19 protein-coding genes and 1 riboswitch are annotated in these 24,850 nt (G+C 40.9%); of the genes, 10 read left to right on the top strand and 9 right to left on the bottom strand.

The window, feature by feature from the left end:
• Positions 1 to 178: 178 nt before the first annotated feature.
• A complete protein-coding gene (locus PE36_RS23700; protein WP_006031127.1) occupies positions 179 to 1,033 on the bottom strand; it encodes an OmpA family protein in 855 nt (284 codons plus the stop codon).
• Between the two features lie 231 nt (positions 1,034 to 1,264).
• A riboswitch (cyclic di-GMP riboswitch) is annotated at positions 1,265 to 1,346 on the bottom strand.
• 422 nt (positions 1,347 to 1,768) lie between these two features.
• On the opposite strand from PE36_RS23700, the gene PE36_RS06265 reads away from it, so the two are divergent.
• The 7 genes from PE36_RS06265 to flhA are packed head-to-tail and all read left to right on the top strand — an operon-like array spanning position 1,769 to position 8,053.
• A complete protein-coding gene (locus tag PE36_RS06265) occupies positions 1,769 to 2,662 on the top strand; it encodes a FliM/FliN family flagellar motor C-terminal domain-containing protein (RefSeq protein ID WP_043994090.1) in 894 nt (297 codons plus the stop codon).
• A 17-nt stretch (positions 2,663 to 2,679) separates the two neighbouring features.
• Positions 2,680 to 3,048: a flagellar motor switch protein FliN gene (gene fliN / locus PE36_RS06270; protein ID WP_006031129.1), complete on the top strand. Its 369-nt coding sequence runs from the start codon at positions 2,680 to 2,682 to the stop codon at positions 3,046 to 3,048.
• On the top strand, positions 3,045 to 3,785 hold the full coding sequence (gene fliP / locus PE36_RS06275) for a flagellar type III secretion system pore protein FliP (RefSeq protein ID WP_006031130.1): 741 nt from the start codon (positions 3,045 to 3,047) through the stop codon (positions 3,783 to 3,785). Before fliN ends, fliP begins: the two co-directional genes overlap by 4 nt.
• 2 nt (positions 3,786 to 3,787) lie before the next feature.
• Positions 3,788 to 4,057 carry a flagellar biosynthetic protein FliQ gene (locus PE36_RS06280; protein WP_006031131.1) on the top strand — a complete coding sequence of 90 codons (270 nt, stop codon included), beginning with the start codon at positions 3,788 to 3,790 and terminating at the stop codon, positions 4,055 to 4,057.
• Positions 4,058 to 4,059: 2 nt separating this feature from the next.
• Complete coding sequence (gene fliR / locus PE36_RS06285) at positions 4,060 to 4,842, top strand: flagellar biosynthetic protein FliR (protein ID WP_006031132.1); 783 nt, start codon at positions 4,060 to 4,062, stop codon at positions 4,840 to 4,842.
• Positions 4,835 to 5,962: a flagellar biosynthesis protein FlhB gene (gene flhB / locus PE36_RS06290; RefSeq protein ID WP_006031133.1), complete on the top strand. Its 1,128-nt coding sequence runs from the start codon at positions 4,835 to 4,837 to the stop codon at positions 5,960 to 5,962. Before fliR ends, flhB begins: the two co-directional genes overlap by 8 nt.
• 15 nt (positions 5,963 to 5,977) lie before the next feature.
• Positions 5,978 to 8,053 (top strand): flagellar biosynthesis protein FlhA, encoded by a 2,076-nt coding sequence (flhA, locus tag PE36_RS06295; protein WP_043994093.1) that lies wholly within the window; start codon positions 5,978 to 5,980, stop codon positions 8,051 to 8,053.
• Positions 8,054 to 8,089: 36 nt separating this feature from the next.
• Here the strand turns inward: flhA and tssJ are convergent, their stop codons facing one another.
• From tssJ to guaB, 4 genes are all read right to left on the bottom strand, one after another.
• Complete coding sequence (gene tssJ / locus PE36_RS06300; protein ID WP_232286536.1) at positions 8,090 to 8,575, bottom strand: type VI secretion system lipoprotein TssJ; 486 nt, start codon at positions 8,573 to 8,575, stop codon at positions 8,090 to 8,092.
• Between the two features lie 289 nt (positions 8,576 to 8,864).
• A complete protein-coding gene (pulA, locus tag PE36_RS06305) occupies positions 8,865 to 12,461 on the bottom strand; it encodes a pullulanase-type alpha-1,6-glucosidase (RefSeq protein WP_198138587.1) in 3,597 nt (1,198 codons plus the stop codon).
• 510 nt (positions 12,462 to 12,971) lie between these two features.
• Positions 12,972 to 14,552 carry a glutamine-hydrolyzing GMP synthase gene (gene guaA / locus PE36_RS06310; RefSeq protein ID WP_006031137.1) on the bottom strand — a complete coding sequence of 527 codons (1,581 nt, stop codon included), beginning with the start codon at positions 14,550 to 14,552 and terminating at the stop codon, positions 12,972 to 12,974.
• 113 nt (positions 14,553 to 14,665) lie between these two features.
• Positions 14,666 to 16,129: an IMP dehydrogenase gene (gene guaB / locus PE36_RS06315; RefSeq protein WP_006031138.1), complete on the bottom strand. Its 1,464-nt coding sequence runs from the start codon at positions 16,127 to 16,129 to the stop codon at positions 14,666 to 14,668.
• A gap of 284 nt (positions 16,130 to 16,413) precedes the next feature.
• Between guaB and xseA the strand changes: the two genes are divergently transcribed.
• Positions 16,414 to 17,667, top strand: coding sequence for an exodeoxyribonuclease VII large subunit (gene xseA / locus PE36_RS06320; RefSeq protein WP_006031139.1), 1,254 nt, complete (start codon positions 16,414 to 16,416; stop codon positions 17,665 to 17,667).
• 139 nt (positions 17,668 to 17,806) lie between these two features.
• Positions 17,807 to 19,789, top strand: a complete 1,983-nt coding sequence (locus tag PE36_RS06325; protein ID WP_006031140.1) for a methyl-accepting chemotaxis protein — start codon at positions 17,807 to 17,809, stop codon at positions 19,787 to 19,789.
• Positions 19,790 to 19,865: 76 nt separating this feature from the next.
• Here the strand turns inward: PE36_RS06325 and PE36_RS06330 are convergent, their stop codons facing one another.
• Entirely contained in the window at positions 19,866 to 20,111 is a 246-nt protein-coding gene (locus PE36_RS06330) for a Rho-binding antiterminator (protein WP_043994098.1), read from the bottom strand.
• Between the two features lie 33 nt (positions 20,112 to 20,144).
• The gene (locus PE36_RS06335) at positions 20,145 to 20,921 is read right to left on the bottom strand and encodes a helix-turn-helix transcriptional regulator (protein WP_006031142.1); all 777 of its coding nucleotides are present in this window, start codon (positions 20,919 to 20,921) and stop codon (positions 20,145 to 20,147) included.
• Positions 20,922 to 21,018: 97 nt separating this feature from the next.
• On the opposite strand from PE36_RS06335, the gene PE36_RS06340 reads away from it, so the two are divergent.
• Positions 21,019 to 22,152, top strand: a complete 1,134-nt coding sequence (locus tag PE36_RS06340; RefSeq protein WP_006031143.1) for a multidrug effflux MFS transporter — start codon at positions 21,019 to 21,021, stop codon at positions 22,150 to 22,152.
• 52 nt (positions 22,153 to 22,204) lie between these two features.
• On the opposite strand, the gene PE36_RS06345 is transcribed toward PE36_RS06340, so the two are convergent.
• Both PE36_RS06345 and PE36_RS06350 read right to left on the bottom strand, forming a co-directional pair.
• Positions 22,205 to 22,546 (bottom strand): hypothetical protein, encoded by a 342-nt coding sequence (locus PE36_RS06345; RefSeq protein WP_006031144.1) that lies wholly within the window; start codon positions 22,544 to 22,546, stop codon positions 22,205 to 22,207.
• A gap of 145 nt (positions 22,547 to 22,691) precedes the next feature.
• Positions 22,692 to 24,722 carry a PhoX family phosphatase gene (locus PE36_RS06350; RefSeq protein ID WP_006031145.1) on the bottom strand — a complete coding sequence of 677 codons (2,031 nt, stop codon included), beginning with the start codon at positions 24,720 to 24,722 and terminating at the stop codon, positions 22,692 to 22,694.
• Positions 24,723 to 24,850 lie beyond the last annotated feature (128 nt).

Here is a 24,850-nt window from a genome sequence, read left to right on the forward strand (position 1 = left end):
GGCATCGACGAGAACAACGGCTGGTGATAACGTCGAGGCATTTAACAAAGCGTCGTCAGCATTCAGGCAACGATGTACGACATAGCCTTGTTGCTCTAACTCTTTCCTATCCAGTCTCGTTACTGAAGGAGATTCGAGGATCAATAATATATTATCTTGCTCATGATTAGCCGACATATTATTTACCCAGCCGACGAATAATACGTAAATTCACGCGTCTATTTTTTTCACGACCAGATGCTGTCCGATCTGATTTTAATGGGTAACGATCGCCGTGAGAGCGCACTTCCATTAGTTTTGTAGAGATACCAGCCTCCATCAGATACATATAAACATCATCAGCACGTTGTTGTGATAACAATAAATTATTCACTGTATTGCCAATACTATTCGAATGCCCATCAATGAGTACTTTCGTCACTAAACCATCAAGAGATATGTATTTAACGATCGCTGCCATTTCTTGTTTTTGTTGGGTATTCAATAAATACGAGCCACCTGAATAATATAAATTCCGGTCTCTTACTTGCTCATATGAAAAAGGAGATATATCGCGGAGACATTGATAGTAACCATCAAATACGTCACCTAGATTTACGGAGGGTAGTACTGCATGTATGTCGTCGCTGTCAACATAGGTCAAGGCTATATGTCCCCAATCCCCCTGCTGCAGTTGTCGAGTAAAACTCGCAACACCGACTGAAATTTCATTTTCAAGCGGCAAGGCAGGCCCTAGCCAACGAGCGTCAGGCAGTATTTCAACTCCCCAAGGAGCCTTTGAACTACCAAGCCTATAACGCTTAATTTTTTGTGTATAAATTGTGGATGTGACGTCGATAAATTCAGGATAGCCCGCTTTCTTAACAATACTAACAGTCCCTAATGTTTCAACATTTGTTGTCATTTTGCACTCAAACGAACTTGAGCTCAATTGCCATTGCACCTGGTCTAGCTCAGAAATAAAAGGTTGTGCATTCAATATTGAACAAAAAAACAAGCTGCCGAAAGCAGGTAGTAAAACCTTTAGAGACATGATTCCTCCTTAAATCGTTTACAGTACAAAATCAACCAAAACGAATACGAATACGAATACGAATACATTGATGATGATAATGATAAGTAGCTCAGTAGCGACGTTTAAGTAACACCCTATTGACTAGCCTATAACGTTCAGAAAAAAGCAACAGATGAGGTTTTTAGCAGAAAAAAGATAGACCTTCCCCCCGGAACTAATATTTTCAAAAAATATTAAATCATTTACCTTTTTGGCGGTTCCACTATCTGTAATAAAATACAGACTGGTAACTTTGCGTCCAAACCTCACGATTTGTTTGCCTTTTTACAACGGCGCATTTAACAACATCGCAAACCATAAATCAATTCCAAATATACATATTTATGTATATTTATGTATATTTATGTATATTTATGTATATTTACGTCTATTTATGTATGCTTATGATTACAAATTGATTTTCGATAAATGAAAATGAACAAACAGCATAAGCTATCGGTTCAATTATTAACCAAAGCACAATATGTACACCCATAAAGTAATACCAATGGCATTATATTAGAATAATATCGATATTTAATTTGCTATAGCCCGTTAAATTAATTAGCATTTAATGACTCCCCCCCCCAAATACGCGTGAAATACTTATTTTATACGTATGTCGAACCTGACTTTCCGGTTGATTAACATGATCAACAGGTGTCATCAAATATCATCTTAAATCTTATGGCATTATCCATTGGAGAATTTACTATGTTGGTTGTAAAACCTACAGCGGTTAGTCCCAAAGTTACAAAATCCAGTTCTAAAATTATACTCTCTGCCGAATCAGCTGGGATTGAAAAATACGATTTACTCGGTGAACGTCGTCAGTGGACTGATTGCCTTGAAGTCATTAATTCAGATCTTTCCTTGGCTCATCGGGAAATTGAGCGTCGTCTATCTCAATTATTTAATGAATATGAATACAGAATAACGCTACAAAAATTCACTCATGAGAGGGTTAACCCTGTCGATTTAGGTACCAATATAATTTGGCTTCAAGCCCAAAATAACGTGGGTCTGAAAGTATTATTATCGATCAATAATGCGATGCTATATACCCTGACAGAAATCTTTCTTGGGGCAACTAAACCGAGCAACAAAGATAACTTAGCGCAACCGAGTGATTCTGAGTATCGACTACTTAAGCGCATTTTAACAATCCAGCTGGACGCATTAGATAATCAGCTGAGCCATCATCACGAATGGACTATAAGCCATACTAATCAACCAACTATAGGCGATGAATTTATTTCATCAACCATTGATTGTACGATAAAAGAGTATCTTTCCAGTTGGAGAATTTGGTACCCAAAAGAATTTATTAACCAAACACTATCAAGTAACCGTACGAAGCCTGATTATGAATTGTTAGCAGCAAAACTGGCTAACGCCGCAACGAATATACCAACTAATATCAACGTTATTCTTGCGAAGACTCAGCTGAATCTAGTACAACTCACACAGCTAAAATCAGGTGATTTCATTATGATGGACTTACCCGAAATTGTCAGTGCCTGCACTGGTAATCATGTTATAGCGCATGGCCGAGTAGTCGTTCAATCTGGACGATTAGTAATGCAAGTAACCGATACAAACGATTAATTTTGGAGAGCTAAATAATGAGTAATTTTAATGTAGAAGATATCAACCTAGATTTGGATAGTATCGATAGTCTGGACGATATCTTACAAGATGATAGTTCGCTTATGACGGCAGAAAATAAGCCACTAAAGAAAGATCTTAGCTTTTTTCATAATATCCCCATTGATGTAACGCTCGAAGTGGCCAGCACCAAGCTTGTCATTGGTGACTTAATGATGCTAAGCAGCGGTGCTGTTATAGAATTAGATAAGCTCGCCGATGAGCCTCTTGATCTGAAAGTTAACGGTCAACTGTTAGCCACCGCCGAAGTGGTTGTTGTCAATGGTAAGTACGGCGTTAAGTTAATTGATGTTGTAGATGATGTTGTGAGTGGATTAAAAGCATGAAAAAGTTCAGTATCTACTTAGCCGTATTCTTAGCATTTATCAGTCTTGCGGCACCAGCGCATGCTGATTTAGCCTTGTTTTCTGTCAATAATGGCGGGCAACCTCAAGAATACAGTATAAAACTACAACTGTTATTACTGATGACAGCATTGAGTTTATTACCCGCTATGTTATTGATGCTGACAAGCTTCACCCGCATTGTGGTTGTGCTTGCAATATTACGACAAGCTATTGGTTTACAACAAAGCCCACCCAATCGAGTACTCGTTGGTATTGCGCTAACCCTAACAATACTGATCATGAGACCCGTCTGGACTCAGATACACGAGGATGCTTTCTTACCTTACGATAGCGGAAGCATGACGCTTATTGAGGCTTTAGGTAAAGCCGAGATCCCTTTGCGCACCTTTATGCTTAAGCAAACTCGCGAAACCGACCTTGAACAGATGTTGAAAATTGGTAATGAACCCCCAGTAACCTCGGTTGATGATATACCCTTTGTTGTCTTAATGCCTGCCTTTGTCCTCAGCGAATTAAAAACGGCATTCCAGATCGGATTCATGCTGTTTCTTCCATTTCTAGTCATCGATCTTGTCGTCGCAAGTGTGCTAATGGCGATGGGAATGATGATGCTATCGCCACTTATTATTTCTTTACCTTTCAAACTTATGATATTTGTTTTGGTTGATGGTTGGGCCATGACGGTCGGTACATTAACCGCCAGCTTTGGAGGCTAGTGATGACTCCTGAACAGGTCGTATCGTTGATGGGCTTAGCTGTTAACACTATTATTGCCATGGTGTCTGTATTAGTGATCCCAGGATTAGTTGTCGGCTTAATTGTCAGTGTTTTTCAAGCCGCAACACAAATTCAAGAGCAAACGTTAAGCTTTTTGCCAAAATTAATCGTCACTTTATTAATGGTTACATTTGCAGGTCATTGGCTGTTAGCGCAAGTTAAAGCGCTTTTTGATTATATGTTTTTAAATATTCCAGGGTTAATCGGTTAGCTATGCTTAACTTTTCTAGCATCGAATTAATGCTCATTATTGGTAAAATATGGTGGCCGTTCTTTCGCATTATTTCAGCATTATGGCTATTACCTATATTTGGTGATACCCGCATTACACCTAGTGTGCGTATTTTGTTTGCTTTAACTTTAGCTATTTTAATATCTCCAGTGGTACCCGTCGTTGACAACATCAATCCTTTTTCTTTAGGTAGTATAATTTTAGCTTTAGAACAGATCTTGTTTGGACTGTTTTTTGGTCTCAGCTTAACGATGCTGTTTACAATGATGAAATTGATTGGTGAAATACTTTCAATGCAAATGGGCTTATCGATGGCCGTAATGAATGATCCAAGCAGTGGTGGTAGTTCTCACGTTAACTCTCATTTACTGACTATTTTTGCTACGCTGTTATTTTTGAGTTTCAATGGCCATTTAATTGTCTTAGATATTCTAGTTGAAAGCTTTGTGACTTGGCCAATCGGCTCTTCTATTTATTTATTAAATATTGATATAATTTTAAAACTTGTCAGTTGGATGTTTATGGCCGCACTAATGTTAGCCATGCCTGCTATTGTCGCCATGCTGTTAGTTAATATCACCTTCGGTGTCATGAACCGAAGTGCACCGTCTTTAAACGTTTATTCATTGGGTTTCCCGATGGGCATGTTGTTGGGCATCATCTGTTTAGGCCTGGTATTTCGTGTCATTCCCAACCGTTTCTTTGATTTTACCGTATTTATTCTCGAACAAATGCGATTCATTTCTGGGGGATTAAATGTCTGACAGTTCAACGCAAGAAAAAACCGAAGAACCCACCCAGAAAAAACGTGATGATGCGAAAAAAGAAGGTCAGATAGCACGTTCAAAAGAGCTTGCTACTGCGGGTTTAATCTTAATAAGTGGCTCTAGTTTGACTTGGTTCGCCCCCTCTTTCAGTGCGTTTTTTAGTGAATTATTTACTATTCAGATGCAGCTTACCCGAGAGGTCACTCGCGACCCTCAATATATGGTAGTTATGTTGGGCGAAGCCATAATCAACATGCTCAAAGTATTAATTCCGTTTATTTTGGTATTAAACTTAACCACATTTTTGCTCGGTATAATGCCGGGTGGATTGATCTTTGTATTAAAAAACATTCAGCCAAAAATAAGTAAAATGAACCCTATTTCAGGGCTGAAACGCATGGTATCTAAAGACACCATCATTGAACTTATCAAGTCCATATTAAAAATTTCGCTTATTAGTTTCACCTTGTATAAAGTGCTCAGTTTACATTGGCATGAATTGGCTGCAATGGCGCAAATGCCTCTCTTGAACGTCCTTAACAATGCCATGTATATCATGTCGATCACCCTCTCTTTTATGGGTGCGGCTTTATTAATCGTCGCTGCAATCGACTTACCTTACCAAAAATGGTCGATGAATAAAAAGCTGAAGATGAGTAAACAAGAAATAAAAGATGAACATAAAGGTGCAGAGGGAAGCCCCGAAATAAAACAAAAAATCAAGCAAATTCAACGCCAAATGAGCCAAAAAAGAATTGATTCAGCCGTCCCGACAGCAGACTTTGTCATTGTGAATCCAACTCACTATGCAGTTGCAGTTAAATACGACGCTGCGCGTAGTCAAGCACCATTTATTGTGGCTAAAGGTGTTGACACCATGGCCCTCCGGATCAAAAAAATTGCCGAAAGTCATGATTTAGACATAATTGAAGCACCTGAATTAACGCGTGCTATTTATCACTCAACACAAGTTGACCAAGAAATACCCGCGCAATTATATACCGCTGTCGCGTACATTCTAACGCATATCATGCAACTGAGTGCATACCGAAAAGGGCGTGGAAAACAGCCAAATACATTACCCAACTTTGAAATACCAGCAACGTTAAAACGTTAATTAAAGAGGTTATTCGTGAACTGGAACACCATAAAAAACATTAAAGTAAGTGTACCGATATTCTTACTCGCAGTCCTAGCAATGGTGATGCTGCCATTGCCACCATGGATACTCGACAGCTTATTTACCTTCAACATTGTACTCTCAATACTTGTACTCTTAGTCGCGGTATCAGCAAAACGGCCACTGGATTTTTCTGTCTTTCCTACCGTGTTATTACTTGCAACATTATTACGATTAACGCTTAACGTCGCGTCAACCCGAATGGTATTACTACACGGCCATGAGGGTGGCGATGCTGTGGGTAAAGTAATCCAAGCGTTTGGTGAAGTTGTTATCGGCGGTAATTACGTTGTTGGTATGGTGGTCTTTATTATCTTAATGATCATCAATTTCGTTGTTATCACTAAAGGTGGAGAGCGCATTGCAGAAGTGTCAGCTCGTTTTACACTTGATGCGCTACCTGGTAAACAGATGGCTATCGATGCAGATCTCAATGCCGGCATTATCGATCAAGAGCAAGCGAAAGTCCGTCGTGCCGATGTTTCTCATGAAGCTGATTTTTATGGTTCGATGGACGGTGCCAGTAAATTTGTAAAAGGTGATGCAATTGCGGGTATGATGATCCTTTTCATTAACCTGCTCGGTGGTTTGGCCATTGGTGTATTCCAAAATGATTTAAGTGTTACAGATGCTTTTCAACGTTTTGCATTGCTCACTATTGGTGATGGATTAGTTGCACAAATCCCGTCACTATTATTAGCAACAGCCGCAGCTATTATCGTGACGCGTGTTAATAATGATGATGGTGAGCTATCGGGCCAAATTGGCCGCCAACTTTTAGCTAACCCAAGTGTCATTTATACCTCAGCAATCGTCATGCTAATACTTGGTCTCGTTCCGGGTATGCCAACATTTGTATTCTTAGTCTTCGCTGCTGTACTTGCTCTCGTGGGTTGGAAACAAAAAGACCACTTAACAGATCATGCGCCAATTCAGCAAGCAGAAAAAATAGTTGAGTCATTAACAAAAAAAGATGAACCGCTGAAATGGAGTGACTTACCGATTATCGATTGCTTGTCTATTGAACTTGGCTATCAGCTCGTTTCATTGGTCGATAAAGAACAAGATGGTGAATTACTAGATCGTATTCGAGGTATTCGGAAAACCAACTCTGAAAAAATGGGTTTCTTAATACCAGAAGTGCGTATAAAAGATAACCTAAGATTAAAACCGAGTGAATATCGCATTAAACTCAATGGAGCCAAAGTCGCGGAAGCTTCTGTTAAACATGACCAGTTACTTGCGATAAAATCAGGTGAAATATTTGGTACCTTAGACGGTGAAATAACACGTGATCCAGCTTACAACATGGAAGCAGTTTGGATCTCTCCAAACATGAAATCAAAAGCGCTCAATCTCGGTTATTCTGTGGTTGATTGTCCAACGGTCATTGCCACACACGTTAGTAAAATAATTCGTGACAACTTGGCTGAGATATTTGGTTATAATGAAAATGAAGCTCTAATGGAAAGACTCAAAAGTTTATCGCCAAAGCTCAGCGATAATTTGGAGAAAGCACTAACAAATAATGATCAACTTAAAGTTTTCCGCCAGTTACTCCGAGAGCAAGTGCCATTAGTTGATATTACGAATATTGCGACCACTATTATTGATTCAGCTGAAACTACCAAAGACCCTATTTTATTAAGTTCTGATATTCGTTGCACCTTAAAACGTAGTCTGATCACACTCGCTATTGGCGATAGAACCAAACTTAATACCTTTACCCTTGCTGATGAATTAGAACAAACGCTGCTTACAGCATTAAACCAATCTCAGCAAGAAGCTAAAACCGCAATAGATAGCTTCCCAATAGATCCAAGTTTATTAAGTCAATTACAACAGAAAATGCCGACAGTAAAAGAACAATTACAACAAAATGGTCATCCCGCAACCCTATTAGTGACACCGCAACTCCGTCCATTACTTGCACGTTATGCACGATCGTTTGCTAAAGGATTATCTGTTTTATCTTACAATGAAATACCTGAACATATTCAGGTTGATGTCGTGGGAACCTTGGGATAATTAATGTCGCGTTATTCGGATAACTAAACTGCGCTATTAGTTATCCAAATAATAAATTTTATTATTCAACAGTTGGATATCAAATTCAGTATCGAAAGACAGTGCGCCACTATTTAACTTGTGCAACCAGCGCCAGTTGCTTGCCTCAACATTTCTAAACATGGCAAACAAAGCAATATAATTGGCACCATCGGCCTGCACAAATTCATAATCTAATTTAGCATTTGGTTTTACCGTAAGCTCTGTCTTATCAACAAGATCAGAGCCTAATATCAACTCGTCAGCTTTCCACAATTGGTCAAAGCTGGCATTACGGAAGGTTTTCACATCTGCTAGCTGGTAGACCCGTACAATGACAGGTAATGCTTCATTATGATTATTTGAATTAAGGTCTGCTGAAGCAGATAAGTTGAGTCGAACATCGGTGCTACTACAAGCAGTAAGTAATAACAGCGTTACAGTGGTAGTGAGTACTTTTGCACGTTTTAACATTGCACAAAGAAAGGGAGTAAATAATATCATACGCTTTAACATCCATTGTTATGAGCTAATAATTTGTAAATAGGTATCCATATCAATCCTTGTTATAGCAAAATACCCCGTAATATAAAACCAGCGAGGTAAGAAATACTCCCCTTACCACGGTAGATAATCCTAATAATAAAATAAGCCGCAGATGATTAACCACACGTTCATACTGCGGTTAAATGTATTCTAGGGTAAAGCCATAAAATGAAGTCTTTAAATCTAAAATCAATTTTATAAAATTGATAGTGCGCCTAATCGACAATCAAACGCACTGCCTTTTTACTTATTCATGTATTTTTTCAAATACGGCCACAGACCATGCTGGGGTATTAATTCTATTATTCGTTATACTTGATACATCAACACCATGCTGTGCAATAGATTGATTGCCTTTTGTCGTTTGAATCGAATGTAAGCGATAACCTGCAGCATCAAAACTTTGAAATTCTTCGATTGGAGTGGGAGTTGCGTTAATCACAACCACTAAACCATCACGATCCTTATCGATATTGGCGCTGTAGTTATCGCCACTATTATCAATACTCATGACAATCACACCCACAGTTTGTGAACTACCTGTATTATGAAATTGTACGCGTTGATTAATCTCAGCACCAACCCCGAGTGTCAGTAAGCCTGAAGAAGCACGTAATAAAGCAAATTCTTCATAAAATGACTTCATGTTTTTGATATTTTCAGGCGTAGGCATTGCATTTACAGCTGAATTATCAATCACACCTTGAATGACTTCCCAGTTATCTCCATCTTTGTCTTTACGCGGTAAACCGACATTCCAGTTATTACCTTGACCAGTAAAGTCCACACGGTTATACAAGTCCCCTGAGTCATAAGAATCACGCTGCATTGATTTCGAGCGTAGTAATTCACTACCCATATGGATGAAAGGCACACCTTGACCTAACATCGCAGTAGCCAATGATACAGCTTGCATACGAACGCGCGTTTCGGCTATTACCGAATAACCAATTTTATATTGGTTATTATCCCATAATGTTTGATTATCGTGTTTTGATACGTAATTTTGAACTTCCCACGCATCTTTCGCATAACCCGCACCTTGACCATTATAATCTAACTTAGAGCCTTCAATGGTGTCACCTTTGCTGTCTACAAATACGTAATCAGCTAAGTTACCAGCCATACCTAAACGTGTTAAATCGGCTAAATGTAATGCTGTTTCTTTGGTGACTTTATTTTGCTCATTGGGTAATACAAACGCACCGTTACCAAGACCTTGGCCTTCTCGTAATCCCATTTTGGAATCAAATGGACCACCACCACGTACAGCGTCACGTAGGCGATCAGAGAATGTACCAACCCCAGTACCATACATATTCGCTTGCGTTGCTTGAGTAAATTGACGGTTATTCCCTACTTCACCAAAGTTCCACCCTTCACCATAAAAGTAAGTCTCTGAGTCAACAGCTTTGACTGCGGCAAGTGCATCTAAGATCTGTGCTTTAGGATGGTGTCCCATTAAATCCCAACGGAACGCATCAATCTTATAATCGTCAGCCCAAACAACAAGCGAGTCTGAGATCAATTTGCCCATCATCGCATTTTCAGGAGCTGTGTTTGAACAACATGTTGAGTTTTCTACATTACCTGAAATTTCATTTAAACGTTGATAGTACCAAGGCACAATTCGGTCTAATACAGATTTACTGCTCACTCCGGATTCATTGGTGTGGTTATACACAATGTCCATAACCACATTCATACCGATATCATTTTTAATCGCCATAACCATGTCACGGAACTCTTTAATTCGCGTCATACCATCTGGATTACTTGAGTAAGAACCTTCAGGCACGGTGTAGTGGAATGGATCGTAACCCCAATTAAAACCATCAACATCTCGCACATAAGCATTCAAGCTTTGCACAACAGCATTGCTCGGTGAATCATTTTTTAATATCTCATCAAACACAGAGGAAATAGAGTCACTACTATCGCAAAAGCTCGCAAAGTCAGCATCATTTTTTATCTCTGGTTTTAAATTACATAATTTAGAGAATGATTCATCAATATTCGCCACTTGTGTGGTGTCTTCATTGATGGTGGCTATATCAAATGTAGGCAATAAATGCAGATGTGAAACACCCGAATCAGCTAATGATTTTAGGTGTTTCACCGGGGCAGAATCACTTTGGCTAAAGGCTGAATATTTACCTCTACTGCTTACTGGCATCGATTGATCTAATGCTGAGAAATCACGAATGTGTGCTTCATATAAAACAAATTCAGCTGGATTATTTTGAGCATGTGGTGCTTTTAGCTCATCCCAACCTGCAGGCGTGACGGCGGCATCTTTTAAATCAACAACTTGACTTAACTCAGAGTTAGTTGAAAGGCTTAATGAGTAAGGGTCTGTGACTTGATAAGTCTCTATTTTGTCTGTCGCGGGATGATAAACCGTCACTTCATATTTATAAAAATCACCGTGTTTTAATATGGTGTTTTCAGCTACCCAGCTACCCGTGCTTTGATCAAAGATCATCGGGATCTTTGTGCCAGCGTCCTTATTGCTATCATAGGGAATTAAGGCGACCGATTGCGATGTCGGCGCCCATAAACGGAAGGTCGTAGAGCCATTGGAATTAAGTATCGCACCAAATTTTTGAGTGATTGCATTAGCAGCATAGAGTGAATCTAACGCACTGGCGGTCTGAACCTCGGTTACTTTAATCACCCCAGACGCATCTGATGCGACCAAAATGAGCTGCCCCTTCAGCGCTTCTTTTAACGTAATACTCGCGGTTGAAAAATCGAGTTCAAAGGCAATGAAATCTTGTGCAAGATGCGGTTTATTTTCCGAACCTTTCCACTCTTCCGACCCACTTTTTGTTTCACTGCTAATCACGTCATCTGCAGCAATGATTTTTTTCGTCTCACTATCAAACGTCATACCGGCATTTTTAGCAAAGTATAACTCAACCTTGGTTGCTTCTTTGCTGTTGATTAGCAGTACGTTATCACTAGCAAAAATAGCACTTGCGCCTGACAACTCAATAATATTGGCCGGTTTATTCGCTAGCGCATCATAATAGATTTTATCAGTGCCTTTAAAAATAAAGCCGATATTACCCACCGCCGTAGTGCTATCAAACTCGAATTTGAGATTAGCACTTTGAAAGTCTCCATTACTCTTGGTATTTGGAATGATGTTAAGGCAGTTATCTGTACCGTTAACAGGGATATCCCAATAAACGCCATACGTATCGCTGAGCCCCGTAGATTCAATGCCAGGCCAAGCGGAGTCATTACCGTCTAAGTTGCTGCACTCTCCTTCATTCCACACATGCAGTCTAAAATCATTACTGTCGCCATCAAGCGTGTTCATGTATACCCGCGCATAATTTGCAGGCACATCATCACTCGGAATCAGTTCAGGATAAACAGCACCAATCCCCTCTTGAGTAAAGACCTCGTTTTCGTTATTGGTTTGGGTTAGCTGTAGCTTGGGGTTAAAATCACCTAAAGGTTTACTATTATCATCCCCTATCCGAGGAATAAAATTAACACACTGCGATGCTTCTTTTTGATCCGCATCTAATGACCAATAAATACCAAATTCAGGATCTTTACCATCCGGTTTAAGCCCTTTATTCCAGTCTCCTGCGTCAGGATTAATGCCGGTATAGGCTCCACAAGTACCATCATTCCATACGTATAAACTGGCATTGGCATAATGATCAGTCAGGGACTTAAAGTATACTTTGTAGTTGGTGCCTTGAACGGGGGGAGTGTCGTTGTCATCCGAAGATGAATTACAACCAAATAGTAAAGAAGAAGCCATTATCGCAATAATCGACTTTGTTAAATAAGAGCATTTGAATCGGTTATTAATATTAGTCATTGTTACATCCATTTATTATAAATAATAGTTAATGTAGGGAGGACCACAGCCAATTCAGATCGCTACCTACTTTATAACAATCAAGAACATAGTTAGCCAATATTGGTTATGGATGTTTAACTATAAATAGATTAAAAAAAAATCAGTATGGATCACTCATCCTTGCATAAGGAAATTAAGGGCGTAGAGCAATGGATTAGAAAAAAGGAAGGTGGTTGTTTTGTTGATAAGAATCACTATTGGTAAGCGTGGATGAACAGCTTTAGATGACAAGTATCACACTCAGAGAGAGTGTCTAGATTAGATTTAGGAAACAAGCTTAAAAATCAAATGAATAGAAAATACAAGATATGTGATCTCGCAAACCTTAGCGCATATTGATACAGGAATTAATTCCACGCTAGAAATAAAAAAGCCGCTCACCTTAAGTGAACGGCATTAACAGCAAGCACTGATTTTTCAGTATTTATCTATTGCTTAACTGGCGTTAAATTCTCGCTTAATTAGCGATTATTCCCACTCAATTGTTGCAGGTGGCTTACCAGATACATCGTAAACTACACGAGAAATACCATCAATTTCGTTGATAATACGGTTTGAAACATGACCGATTAAATCATACGGAAGATGTGACCAACGCGCTGTCATAAAGTCGATTGTTTCAACACAACGTAGTGATACAACCCAATCATATTTACGGCAATCACCCATGACACCAACAGAGCGTACTGGTAAGAATACAACAAATGCTTGGCTTACTTTATGGTAAAGTTCCGCTTTGTGTAACTCTTCAATGAAGATAGCATCAGCACGACGTAATAGGTCGCAATATTCTTTCTTCACTTCACCAAGTACACGTACACCTAGACCAGGCCCAGGAAATGGGTGACGGTAAAGCATGTCGTATGGAAGACCTAATTCAAGACCAATCTTACGCACTTCATCTTTAAATAATTCACGTAATGGTTCAATAAGACCCATTTCCATATCGTCAGGTAAACCACCTACGTTATGGTGTGATTTAATCACGTGTGCTTTACCATTTTTGGTCGCTGCAGATTCGATAACATCAGGGTAGATAGTACCTTGCGCTAACCATTTAGCATTGGTTAATTTCTTCGATTCTTCATCAAAAATTTCAACAAATACTCGGCCGATAATTTTACGTTTAGCTTCAGGATCACTTTCGCCAGCCATTTGGTCTAGGAAACGATCTTCAGCTTTAACATGAACAATTTTCAGACCAAAACGATCACCAAACATATCCATTACTTGCTGGCCTTCGTTTAAACGAAGTAAACCATTATCAACAAATACACAAGTCAGCTTATCGCCGATTGCACGTTGTAATAACATCGCAACAACAGATGAATCAACACCACCAGATAAACCTAAGATAACTTCATCATCACCAATTTGCGCTTTCATACGTGCAATTGCATCATCGATGATTGAGCTTGAAGTCCAAAGTCCATCACAGCCACAGATATCTTTAGCAAAGTGAGCAAGCATACGCTCACCTTGACGAGTATGTGTTACTTCTGGGTGGAACTGCACACCGTAAAAACGCTTCTCTTCGTTTGCCATCGCAGCAAACTCACAAGTCGCGGTATTAGCAACGGTTACAAAACCTTCAGGAATGGCAGACACTTTATCACCGTGGCTCATCCATACGTCTAATAGTGCTTTACCTGATTCAGATACCGCATCTTCGATAGAGTTGAATAGCGCAGAAGGTGCTTGCATTTCAATTTGTGCATAACCAAATTCGCCTTCGCCAGTACCTTTGATGACTTTGCCACCAAGTTGCTCAGACATTGTTTGCATACCGTAGCAGATACCCAATACAGGTACGCCTGCGTTGAATACATAGTCAGGTGCACGAGGTGAACCGGCTTCTGTTACGCTTTCTGGGCCACCAGCAAGGATAATACCGTTTGGATTGAATTCACGGATTGCCGCTTCATCTACATCCCATGTCCATAATTCACAGTAAACACCGATTTCACGGATACGACGAGCGATTAACTGCGTATATTGAGAACCAAAGTCCAAGATTAGGATTTTTTGCTCATGAATATTTGTGGTCATTAAAGATATTCCTGTAAATATATTTAGTTGTTATGTTTATAATAATAGTAAGAGGAGACATTTGTCTCCTCTTGAATTATCAGTTTCGAACTATCTATTTTGCTAAAACTAACTTAGTTTGAACGGTAGTTTGGCGCTTCTTTAGTCATGATAACATCATGAACATGGCTTTCTGTGATACCAGAACCTGTAATACGAACAAATTCAGCTTTGGTGTTCATCTCATGGATAGTTGCACAACCTGTTAGACCCATTGAAGAACGAATACCACCCATTTGTTGATGGATGATTTCTTTCAATTTGCCTTTATAAGGAACGCGACCTTCAATACCTTCTGGTACTAATTTGTCAGCAGCGTTTTCTGATTGGAAGTAACGGTCAGATGAACCCTTAGACATAGCGCCTAAAGAACCCATACCACGGTAAGATTTGTATGCACGACCTTGGTAAAGTTCAACTTCACCTGGTGCTTCTTCAGTACCAGCGAACATAGAACCAACCATCACACATGATGCACCAGCAGCAAGCGCTTTGGCGATATCACCAGAGAAACGGATACCACCATCAGCGATAACTGGAATACCAGTACCTTCTAATGCAGTTACAGCGTCGTTGATTGCTGTAATTTGTGGCACACCAACACCTGTAACGATACGAGTAGTACAGATTGAACCAGGGCCGATACCAACTTTCACACAGCTAACGCCGGCGTCTACCAATGCTAACGCACCAGAGCCAGTAGCAACGTTACCACCGATGATTTCTAAATCAGGGTATGCAGCGCGTGTTTCTTTAATGCGGTTTAAAACACCTTGAGAGTGACCGTGAGATGAATCAATTAATAATACATCCACACCGGCTTCTACTAATGCGTCGATACGTTCGGCAGTAGAACCACCAGCACCAACAGCAGCACCTACACGTAAACGACCTAATTCGTCTTTACATGCATTTGGTTTTTTCTCAGCTTGTTTAAAATCTTTAACTGTGATCATACCCGTTAGTTTAAAGTCTTCATTTACTGCAAGTACTTTTTCAATACGGTGTTTGTGCATAAGACCAAGTACTTCTTCACGAGGAGCATCTCGTCCTACTGTCACTAAACGATCTTTCGGTGTCATCACAGATTCAACTAGGGCAGTTGAATCATCAACAAAACGTACATCACGACCAGTAATGATTCCCACTAGGTCATTGGCTTCGGTTACTACAGGAAAGCCAGCAAAACCGTATTGCTTAGCGAGTTCAGCAACCGCAGCAATAGTCATATCAGGTTTTACAGTAACGGGCTCAGCAACAATACCACTTACATATTTTTTAACTAAACGTACTTCCGCTGCTTGGCGTTCAATAGACATATTTTTGTGAACGAAACCAATACCACCTTCTTCAGCTAACGCGATCGCTAAACGGCCTTCAGTTACTGTGTCCATCGCAGCAGCAAGCATAGGTATGTTTAACGTGATATTCTTCGTTAGTTGAGTTTTTAGGTCAGCATCGTTCGGTAAAATAGTTGAATGAGCAGGTACAAGTAGTACGTCATCAAAGGTAAGGGCTTCTTTGGCAATTCTTAGCATGGGCAATATCTCACCTTGTAAAGGTATAAAATGGACGACATATTTGGTACAAATATTGCGGACGAAGTATATGGATGGTTTAGGTTAAAAGCAAATTATATTTCAACTTTTTTTAGTTGTGATTGATCTTAATGCCCATTAAAAAGCAAAGCTGCTACAATATGTCGACGCAATTACACCTAATTTTAACTGCTTAACGCTTAGAGAGCCTTATTTTGAACAATGCCAATATTTATACAGTGACTCACTTAAATGCCAGCGTTAGGCAATTGCTCGAATCAGAGATGGGTACCCTATGGTTAACCGGTGAGATCTCTAACTTTGTTGCACCGGCATCGGGACATTGGTATTTATCCCTCAAAGATAGTCGCTCACAAGTGCGCTGTGCCATGTTTAAAGGCAATAACCGTCGGGTGACATTCCGCCCAGCCAACGGCCAGCAAGTATTAGCCAAAGTACGCGTGACTATGTATGAGCCGCGTGGTGAATATCAGTTAGTCATTGAATCATTAAGTCCAGCGGGCGATGGCTTATTACAACAGCAATATGAACAGTTAAAAGCATCGTTAGACGCACAAGGTTATTTTGCTCAAGCGCATAAAAAAGCCCTGCCCTTACATCCTAAACGCATTGGTATTGTCACGTCGGCAACCGGTGCTGCGGTACATGATATTCTGACCGTACTTGAACGTCGTAGTCCCAACTTACCGGTAATTATCTACCCAACACTGGTACAAGGCGCACAAGCAGCATCAGCGATTGTGAATGCCATTAATATTGCCAATCAGCGTAACGAAGTGGACCTGTTAATTGTTGGTCGTGGTGGCGGTTCGTTAGAAGATCTCTGGTGTTTTAATGAAGCGAGCGTCGCCGAGGCTATTTTTAACAGTCAATTACCGATTATCAGCGCCGTTGGCCACGAGATCGACGTCACGATCGCCGATTTCGTCGCCGATATGCGCGCCCCGACCCCTTCTGCGGCGGCTGAATTAGTCAGTCAAGATCAAGCACACCTGCAACAACAGGTAACCAACCTAAGCCAGCGTTTAAACAAAGCCATACAAACACAGTTAGCGAAAAAACAACATCAGCAGCGTTACTTACAACAATCCTTGATGAGCCAGCATCCGCAGCATAAACTGCAGCAACAAAATCAAAAACTCGATGAACTCAGCCTACGTTTAAATCAAGCAGTTAATCGCCATATCAGCAAACAGAAATTACACTTAACCCAGCTAACAGGCCGATTACAGTCGCGCTCACCAGTGCATAAATTTACCGCGATGCAGCAACAACAAGCCAATTTTCAAACGCGTTTACACAGTGCCATGCAACGCCGTTTACAACAAGAACAAAACCACTTGCAAAATCTGGCTCAGCAATTACAAACGGTCAGCCCGTTAGCCACATTAACCCGCGGTTATTCCATTACCCAGAATGACAAACAACAAGTCATCACCTCGGTAGCCAAACTAAAATCAGGCGACAAGCTGATCACCCGCTTTACCGATGGTGAAATACAGTCGACGATTGATTAATACCAAATAATCAACCATATAATGACAGTGAGTCATATATATAAAGTGGTAGAATAATGAATAAATCCCTTGTGTTATCCATGATTTGGTCGATAACCTGATTAGCTTATAATCATGGTAATCACAAGGCAGTCTCTACATGAAATCGATTAAAAATACTTACTCTTCCTACTTCATTGCGTTTATGCTCGCAATCATGGTGTTAACAACCGTTGGAATTAAAACCTTTGTCTCACCACAATTACTTGAATCTTCAGAAAATATCATCCATAAATCATTACAAAAAGTCGCTGAAAACGTATTCTCAAAGCTTAATAAAGTAGAGGCCCAACAGAAAAACATTACCCAAGTTATTCCTGAACTCTCGAGTGAACAGATTGATGCCTTGTTACCAGCCTTGGTCGATCAGTATGGCGACAGTAACGTGTTTGGTGGTGGTATCTGGCCACTACCAGATCAGCGCGAAGCAGGCATACGTAAATTCAGTTCTTTTGTCCATCGTGATAATAACAATCAACTGATCAGCAATGATTATTGGAATACCGCTGCAGCGCCAAATTATTTTGAACAGTCTTGGCACCGAGCCGGACAAAATGCCCCCAAAGGCACCTGTGCTTGGGCGCCAGCATACAAAGATTCAGCCAGCACCGAAGCGCGTACTAACTGTAGCATGGGCATTTATAAAGACGGACGTCTATATGGTGCAGCAACGATTGACGTAACACTCGGTTTCTTCAATGAACTTGCTAAAGACTTAGAACAAGAATTTGGTGGTTATATTTTGGTGGTCGAGCAAGACGGTAAGATCCTGAATAACACGGCGGCAACGTCAGGTGAGCTATTATTAAAAACCACCTCATCACTGGCCTCACGTTCTGCATTTATTAAAGCTGTCAACGGTAATTTAAACAATCAAAACAACAGTCATTACATCAGTTATACCGCTGAAAATGGCGAAGAATACGCATTATACTTCCAGCCATTAACGGGTACACCCTGGTCAATTGCACTCGCAGTTCCCGTTGCCTCTTTACATGAAAATGAGTCGGTTATTTTATCGCTTATTGCGGCAATCCAATTACCGTTAATGCTCGCCATTATTTGTTTTTGTTACATTACCTTTCAGCGTCTTTCACAGCGTCTTATTATATTACGTGAAAACATCGACCTACTTTCACAAGGTAATGCAGATCTAACAACCCGTGTAGAGATCAAGGCAAATGATGAAGTGGGTGATATTGGTCACTCCGTAAATAATTTCATCAACTACTTACACACGTTAATGCTGTCAGTGAATAATTCATCAGTCAAAATTTCGGACTCGTTAATACAGGTCGAAGAACAAACAAAGCTCACACACTGCATTATTCTCGGTCATGCCAAAGAAACAGAGCAAGCCGTGACTGCGATGGAAGAAATGAGTACCACGGCGAATATTGTGGCAACGAACGCGGCAGAAGCGGCGGCGGCAACACAGCAAGTACATGACTCCGTTTCGCAATCTAAATTAACCGTGGTTCGCGCGTCGAATAATGTACAAACATTACTCGATGATGTTGAAGATACCGTGGTTAATATTGAAAGTATGGCGCAACATACTCAGCAAATCAGTGCCGTGTTAACCGTAATTGGCGAGATTGCTGAACAAACTAACTTACTCGCACTTAATGCAGCAATTGAAGCAGCCCGAGCGGGTGAACAAGGTCGTGGTTTTGCCGTGGTCGCCGATGAAGTCAGAGCATTAGCGGCACGTACACAAAACAGTACCTCTGAAATTAATGCCATGTTGACGAAACTTAATTCCGGGGTAAATGCGGTAGTCAGTGCGATGGATAAAACCAAAGAACGCTGTATTACCACGGCAACGGATACCCAAGAAGTAAACCAAGATCTAGACAGCATGGAAGTAGCGATTGCCACCATTAGTGAACTAACCATTCAAATAGCATCTGCTGCAGAAGAACAGAGTACGGTCAGCGCCGAAGTAACGCGAAACATGAGTGAAATACAACTTATCGTCAACGAACTATCAAATAATGCCGAACATACCACAACGACAACTCAAGAACTCAGTACTATGAATACGGAATTAAAAGAGGTGGTAAATAAGTTTAATTTATAACCACAGCAATCACTCACATTAATATCAGCCTTGTTTGTTTATCGCAAACGAGGCTGGTTTGTCTTTAATCGTAACCCTAATCAAAAGTAACCAATTTAAAATGTGGATTATCAACGGTTACCTCAAGCGTTAATATCGTATCCAGTACAACTAAACTAGTTACACCATCAACCATCATCTGAATACACTCATCGCGATTATCATTACGTTTTGTATCTAGTCCTTTTCCTACAATCTCAACACCTGATTTTAACATTAACTTAATCGGATATTGATGCATACACACTATTTCAATATAGTCATATTGCTCGCACTTCATCATAATTTATATCTCCATGTTACCCAGAAACAAGTTCTAACTTTGATCGGTAAAGTATTTGGCTGGTGTCGAGCCTGTGTGTTGACGAAAAAAACTAATAAATGCACTGTCACTGGCAAAGTCTAGATCAAATGCGACAGTAGAAATACTCAGTCCTTCAGCCAAGCGTTCAATGGCATTTAACAACCGCCATTGCTGTCGCCACGCTTGATAAGGCATCCCCGTTTCGCGAGAGAATATGCGGCTAATGGTTTTCCCACTCGCGCCAATTTCAGTTTGTAGCTGATTAAGTTTTTGTGGTGGCAGATGACCTGTCGTAAGTGTAGTTAACCATTTTTGTAAGCGTAAGTCTTGTGGTAGTGATAGGTGCAATTGCTGAAGTGGGGCGAGCGCCAGCTCTTCGCAGAATAACGCCAGAGTATGGGTTTGCTCGTGCGTTGGTTTATCCCAATCCCAAAACGCCATACGTTCAATTAACGCTTGTAATAACGCGTTGACCTCGACGATGCACATGGTTTTTGGTAATAACGCGGCCAGATCTTGGCTAAAGTATAAAGAACGATACGACACCACATTTCGCATGCGAGCACAGTGCATAACGCCTGCTGGGATCCACGCGGCACGTGTCGGCGGTAATACCGATTGCATACCGGCTAACGTAATGCTCATACAACCGATTGGCGCATACAAAAGCTGCCCCTTACTGTGTTGATGCATACCCGAGTCATGCTGGCCGATATCAGTCGCGATACCAATCACTTGATTAAATAAAGTATCCGCATCAAATTGCTGCCCCTCTACAATAACCGCCATCTGTCCTCTTTTTGATATTTATTGTTCTAATGTTTGTAATACGAAAATTCATCATAACTATAATACCGCCCTATTAATATTATTTAGAGCAAATGACATGAATAAAAAACCACATATAGGACTGATATTAGCATTAATGATGTTTCCGCAAATTGTCGAAACCATCTACAGTCCAGTATTACCAAACCTCGCTAACAGTTTTGAAATCAGTATCCATACGGCTACGCAAACCTTATCAATTTACTTTAGTGCATTTGCGTTTGGCGTTATCTGTTGGGGACGAATTGCCGATCTGATTGGCCGTCGACCAACCATGCTAATTGGCTTATGCACTTACGGACTCGGTTCAACACTGGCACTGCTCGCGACTGACTTTGACATGATCATGGCTGCGCGTTTTATTTCCGCATTTGGCGCTGCAGTGGGCTCGGTCGTCACTCAAACCATGCTACGTGACAGCTATGACGGTCATGATCTGATTAAAGTGTTTACGCTGATGGGAATGGGGATTTCATTAAGTCCCGTCATTGGTTTAATATCTGGGGGCTTTATCGCTGACTACGCCGGTCATTTAGGGGTGTTTTCAGTATTGCTGATACTGGCGGTGTTATTGTTCTTAGTGACATTACAAGCATTACCCGAAACCCGCCCAGACAACATCGCGAAGGTTAACCTGCGGACGTTACTTATACGCATGCTTAAAGATAGTGACATCCGATACAACGCGGTCTTAGTCGCATTGTTTAATTTAGTATTATTTAGCTATTACTCACTCGCGCCGTTTATTTTCAATAAACTCGGTTTTAGCGCGATTGAATTTGGCTACACTGGCATTGCATTAGCGTGTGGCAGCTTGCTTGGTAGTTTACTCAACAAGCGCTTGTTACAGGCCAAATACACATCGCAATCGTTACTGCGGTTAGCATGCGGTTTAGTCTTGATCGGCAGTACAGGGGTTTATATAACGCAAGACAGCATTTGGTTATTAGTCCCTATGCTGATTGTCGTGATGAGCTACGGCATTGCCATCCCCAATATTCTGGCACACGCGTTAACGCAGTATAAAGACGTGGCGGGATCAGCAGGGGCGGTATTTGGCTTGTTGTATTACTTACTATTAGGCGCAGCACTGGCCGTCACGGGGGTCTTGAACAATTTGGGTTTGGTGCTGATGTTCGCAGCTGCGATTATTTTATGCTGTACTTATCAATTAACTAAAACTAACGCTTAGACAAAACCAAGCAGCAGTTATTTCATTTCCTGCTTGGTTAACAATAACAACCCTAACCTAAACGCTTCGCCCAATTACCGGCATTATCTCGCGTGCAATTTTCTTCACTATCGAACTGCACTTGTTTGCTGATATTTTTTAGTTTCACATCCACGGCGTTAAGTGCTTGAGTCACTAACCCCTGTAAACGCTGGTCTTGCTTCGATGCCGTCAACTTGGCGATGTCAGCATTACTATCGAACACACAGGTTATTTTTAAAGAGGTGGGCAAATTAGCGTAATTAACGGTATGTGTTAACCATTGAAAGCCCTGAATTTCGTCTTTTGCTTCTTCGCAAACCACGGTAAGCACTTTGCATAAATTATTATCAATCTTCTTTTCTGTTTTGGTCATGTTCTGCCAGCTGTTATCTTGTTATTGTTTATAACGCTATCCTACCGTAAATCATCGCCGATAAACAATAAAGCCAACCCTACGGCTGGCAATACGAAACAAGATGTAATTAGCCATTAATCGCTAACAAAGTCATCGGGGTTAACTAAACCCCGATCTCGCCACCGTCATGTTTACGAATAATAACCGTCGCAGCCCGTGGTCGAACACTTTGGTTACTCGGTGTTTCCATCGCTGCATCATTACTGTATGGCCAGTTTTTAGGGTGCTGGATATTCAAAAACAGATCCGTTTGCGTAGGACTAAACGCTAAGCCTGTGACTTCCGCGCCATTCGGGCCGACAAAGAAACGTCTCAGCTCAGTTTGATTGTCACTGTTAATGGTCTCTAGATCACCACTATCAGTCGTTAATTGACTGGGCACCACCGCCAGCATCTGATCATTGGTATATTCCGTTAATTCTGATGCGCCATTATCAGTTTGGATCCACATGATACCGCGAGCATCAAAGGCAAGACCATCCGGGCTGGCAAACTGATTTAATTCTGCCAAGCCAGAACGGTTAACCTCTGCGGTTCCATCCTCAGCCGCACCAAACACAAAAATATCCCAGCTAAATAGCTCAGCGCTATCACTTTCTTGCCAACGAATAATATGGCCGGTACTGTTATTTAATCTTGGATTAGCAGCGTTAGTGCTATCTTTACGTTTAGTATTGTTGGTTAAGGTCATGTATACCGCGCCATTCACCGGATCAACCGCCGCCCACTCAGGACGATCCATCGGTGTAGCACCCACTAAATCCGCCGCGCCAGCAGTATTAAGGATAAGCCCAGCAAGATCGGTGAATGTATCGGCCAGTGTGCCACCATTCGTGGTCTTGCTCGCTAACGTTAAAGGTAACCAATGACCCGCACCATTATCATCAAAACGGGCGACGTATAACGTACCTTTATCCATATATTTCGCGCCGACCGCTAAGCGATCATCACGCTCTGCATCTGCGGCATACCAATTCACATCAGACACAAATTTATAGATGTATTCAAAGCGCGAGTCATGGCCTGAATAGAATACAATCGGTTTACCTTCGACAACTTGACCAAATACACAGCCTTCGTGACGGAAACGACCCAGCGCAGTACGCTTAACCGCGCTAGACTGATTATTATAAGGGTCTATTTCGACGATATAACCATGGCCATTAGCTTCATTACGGTAATCTTCAGTGGCATTTTTTCCGGTCGCGGTAATATCAAAACGCTTAAACTCATCGTTTACTTCATCACGATCACCGGCTAAATCATCCCAGCCATAACGCGTGTTGTTAGCATCAATACCGATGCGTATCTGATCAGCGGTCTGTGTGCCGGTATTCACAAAATAACCCGGCCAGTTTTCTTCACAAGTCAGGTAAGTACCCCATGGCGTATAACCATTACCACAGTTATTTAATGTGCCTCTGACTTTATCGCCAGCTGGAGAGAAAGGCGTTTCAAGTAACGTTTTATCAGCCACCGGACCGCTAATATCCATAGTAGTAGCACCAGTAAAGCGGCGATTATGACTATCATTTTTAACTAGACTCCAAATACCATTAGTTTGCTTAATACGGACAACCGTTACACCATGGGCATTAATTTCTTTGCGCACCTCATCGATGATTGTACGTAAGCTATTGCTATCTTTGGTTGGGCCAATTGGATGTAATGCCTGTTGATCTATGTATTCGTGATTAATACATAATAGACCATCGGTAGAGCTACCATGTAGTGGGAAATAATGCATACCATCGTGATGCATTCCCAGTGAATTGGCTTGATCTAACGCGGTATTAGAACCGTCAGCTTGCCACTCTTGAGCAAAATCATTAAGCGGCGTGCCCCAAGGCGCTAATACTTGTGCGCTATAACCTTTAGGCACCACTACAGCATCTAGCTTGGCGCCAGCAATAGAATCAAAACCTAATTCGATTTTAGCGCCCGTTGCCACATTTGGATTCGTCGCAGTACTAGAGCAACCAGCTAAACCAACACTCGTTAACATACCAACAGCAGCCATCCCCATGCCCGCTCTTAATATACTACGGCGAGATAACTCCCTTTCCATTACCGCTGCAAATGGTTCGTTATTACTGTGATTATATTTAGTGGGGTCAAATGTATCTTTGCTCATACTTTATCTACTCAGGTTATAATTTAAGACCGATATAAACTAACAAGCAATTATGTATTTTCTATTTCAGTAATATGACAGTTTTTATAATTAACCACATAAACGGCTAAAACTATTACACTTTTAAT

This window comes from Moritella sp. PE36 (genome assembly GCF_000170855.1).
Taxonomy (GTDB): Bacteria; Pseudomonadota; Gammaproteobacteria; order Enterobacterales; family Moritellaceae; genus Moritella.

Excerpts from the sequence above, each read along its gene's own strand:
- PE36_RS06345 (WP_006031144.1), bottom strand. The coding sequence starts at position 22,546 with ATGACCAAAACAGAAAAGAAGATTGATAATAATTTATGCAAAGTGCTT.
- flhB (WP_006031133.1), top strand. The coding sequence starts at position 4,835 with ATGTCTGACAGTTCAACGCAAGAAAAAACCGAAGAACCCACCCAGAAA.
- fliN (WP_006031129.1), top strand. The coding sequence starts at position 2,680 with ATGAGTAATTTTAATGTAGAAGATATCAACCTAGATTTGGATAGTATC.
- PE36_RS06280 (WP_006031131.1), top strand. The coding sequence starts at position 3,788 with ATGACTCCTGAACAGGTCGTATCGTTGATGGGCTTAGCTGTTAACACT.
- PE36_RS06350 (WP_006031145.1), bottom strand. The coding sequence starts at position 24,722 with ATGAGCAAAGATACATTTGACCCCACTAAATATAATCACAGTAATAAC.
- PE36_RS06325 (WP_006031140.1), top strand. The coding sequence starts at position 17,807 with ATGAAATCGATTAAAAATACTTACTCTTCCTACTTCATTGCGTTTATG.
- PE36_RS06330 (WP_043994098.1), bottom strand. The coding sequence starts at position 20,111 with ATGATGAAGTGCGAGCAATATGACTATATTGAAATAGTGTGTATGCAT.
- PE36_RS06335 (WP_006031142.1), bottom strand. The coding sequence starts at position 20,921 with ATGGCGGTTATTGTAGAGGGGCAGCAATTTGATGCGGATACTTTATTT.
- guaB (WP_006031138.1), bottom strand. The coding sequence starts at position 16,129 with ATGCTAAGAATTGCCAAAGAAGCCCTTACCTTTGATGACGTACTACTT.
- PE36_RS06265 (WP_043994090.1), top strand. The coding sequence starts at position 1,769 with ATGTTGGTTGTAAAACCTACAGCGGTTAGTCCCAAAGTTACAAAATCC.
- PE36_RS23700 (WP_006031127.1), bottom strand. The coding sequence starts at position 1,033 with ATGTCTCTAAAGGTTTTACTACCTGCTTTCGGCAGCTTGTTTTTTTGT.
- guaA (WP_006031137.1), bottom strand. The coding sequence starts at position 14,552 with ATGACCACAAATATTCATGAGCAAAAAATCCTAATCTTGGACTTTGGT.
- tssJ (WP_232286536.1), bottom strand. The coding sequence starts at position 8,575 with ATGATATTATTTACTCCCTTTCTTTGTGCAATGTTAAAACGTGCAAAA.
- fliR (WP_006031132.1), top strand. The coding sequence starts at position 4,060 with ATGCTTAACTTTTCTAGCATCGAATTAATGCTCATTATTGGTAAAATA.
- PE36_RS06340 (WP_006031143.1), top strand. The coding sequence starts at position 21,019 with ATGAATAAAAAACCACATATAGGACTGATATTAGCATTAATGATGTTT.
- fliP (WP_006031130.1), top strand. The coding sequence starts at position 3,045 with ATGAAAAAGTTCAGTATCTACTTAGCCGTATTCTTAGCATTTATCAGT.
- pulA (WP_198138587.1), bottom strand. The coding sequence starts at position 12,461 with ATGACTAATATTAATAACCGATTCAAATGCTCTTATTTAACAAAGTCG.
- xseA (WP_006031139.1), top strand. The coding sequence starts at position 16,414 with ATGGGTACCCTATGGTTAACCGGTGAGATCTCTAACTTTGTTGCACCG.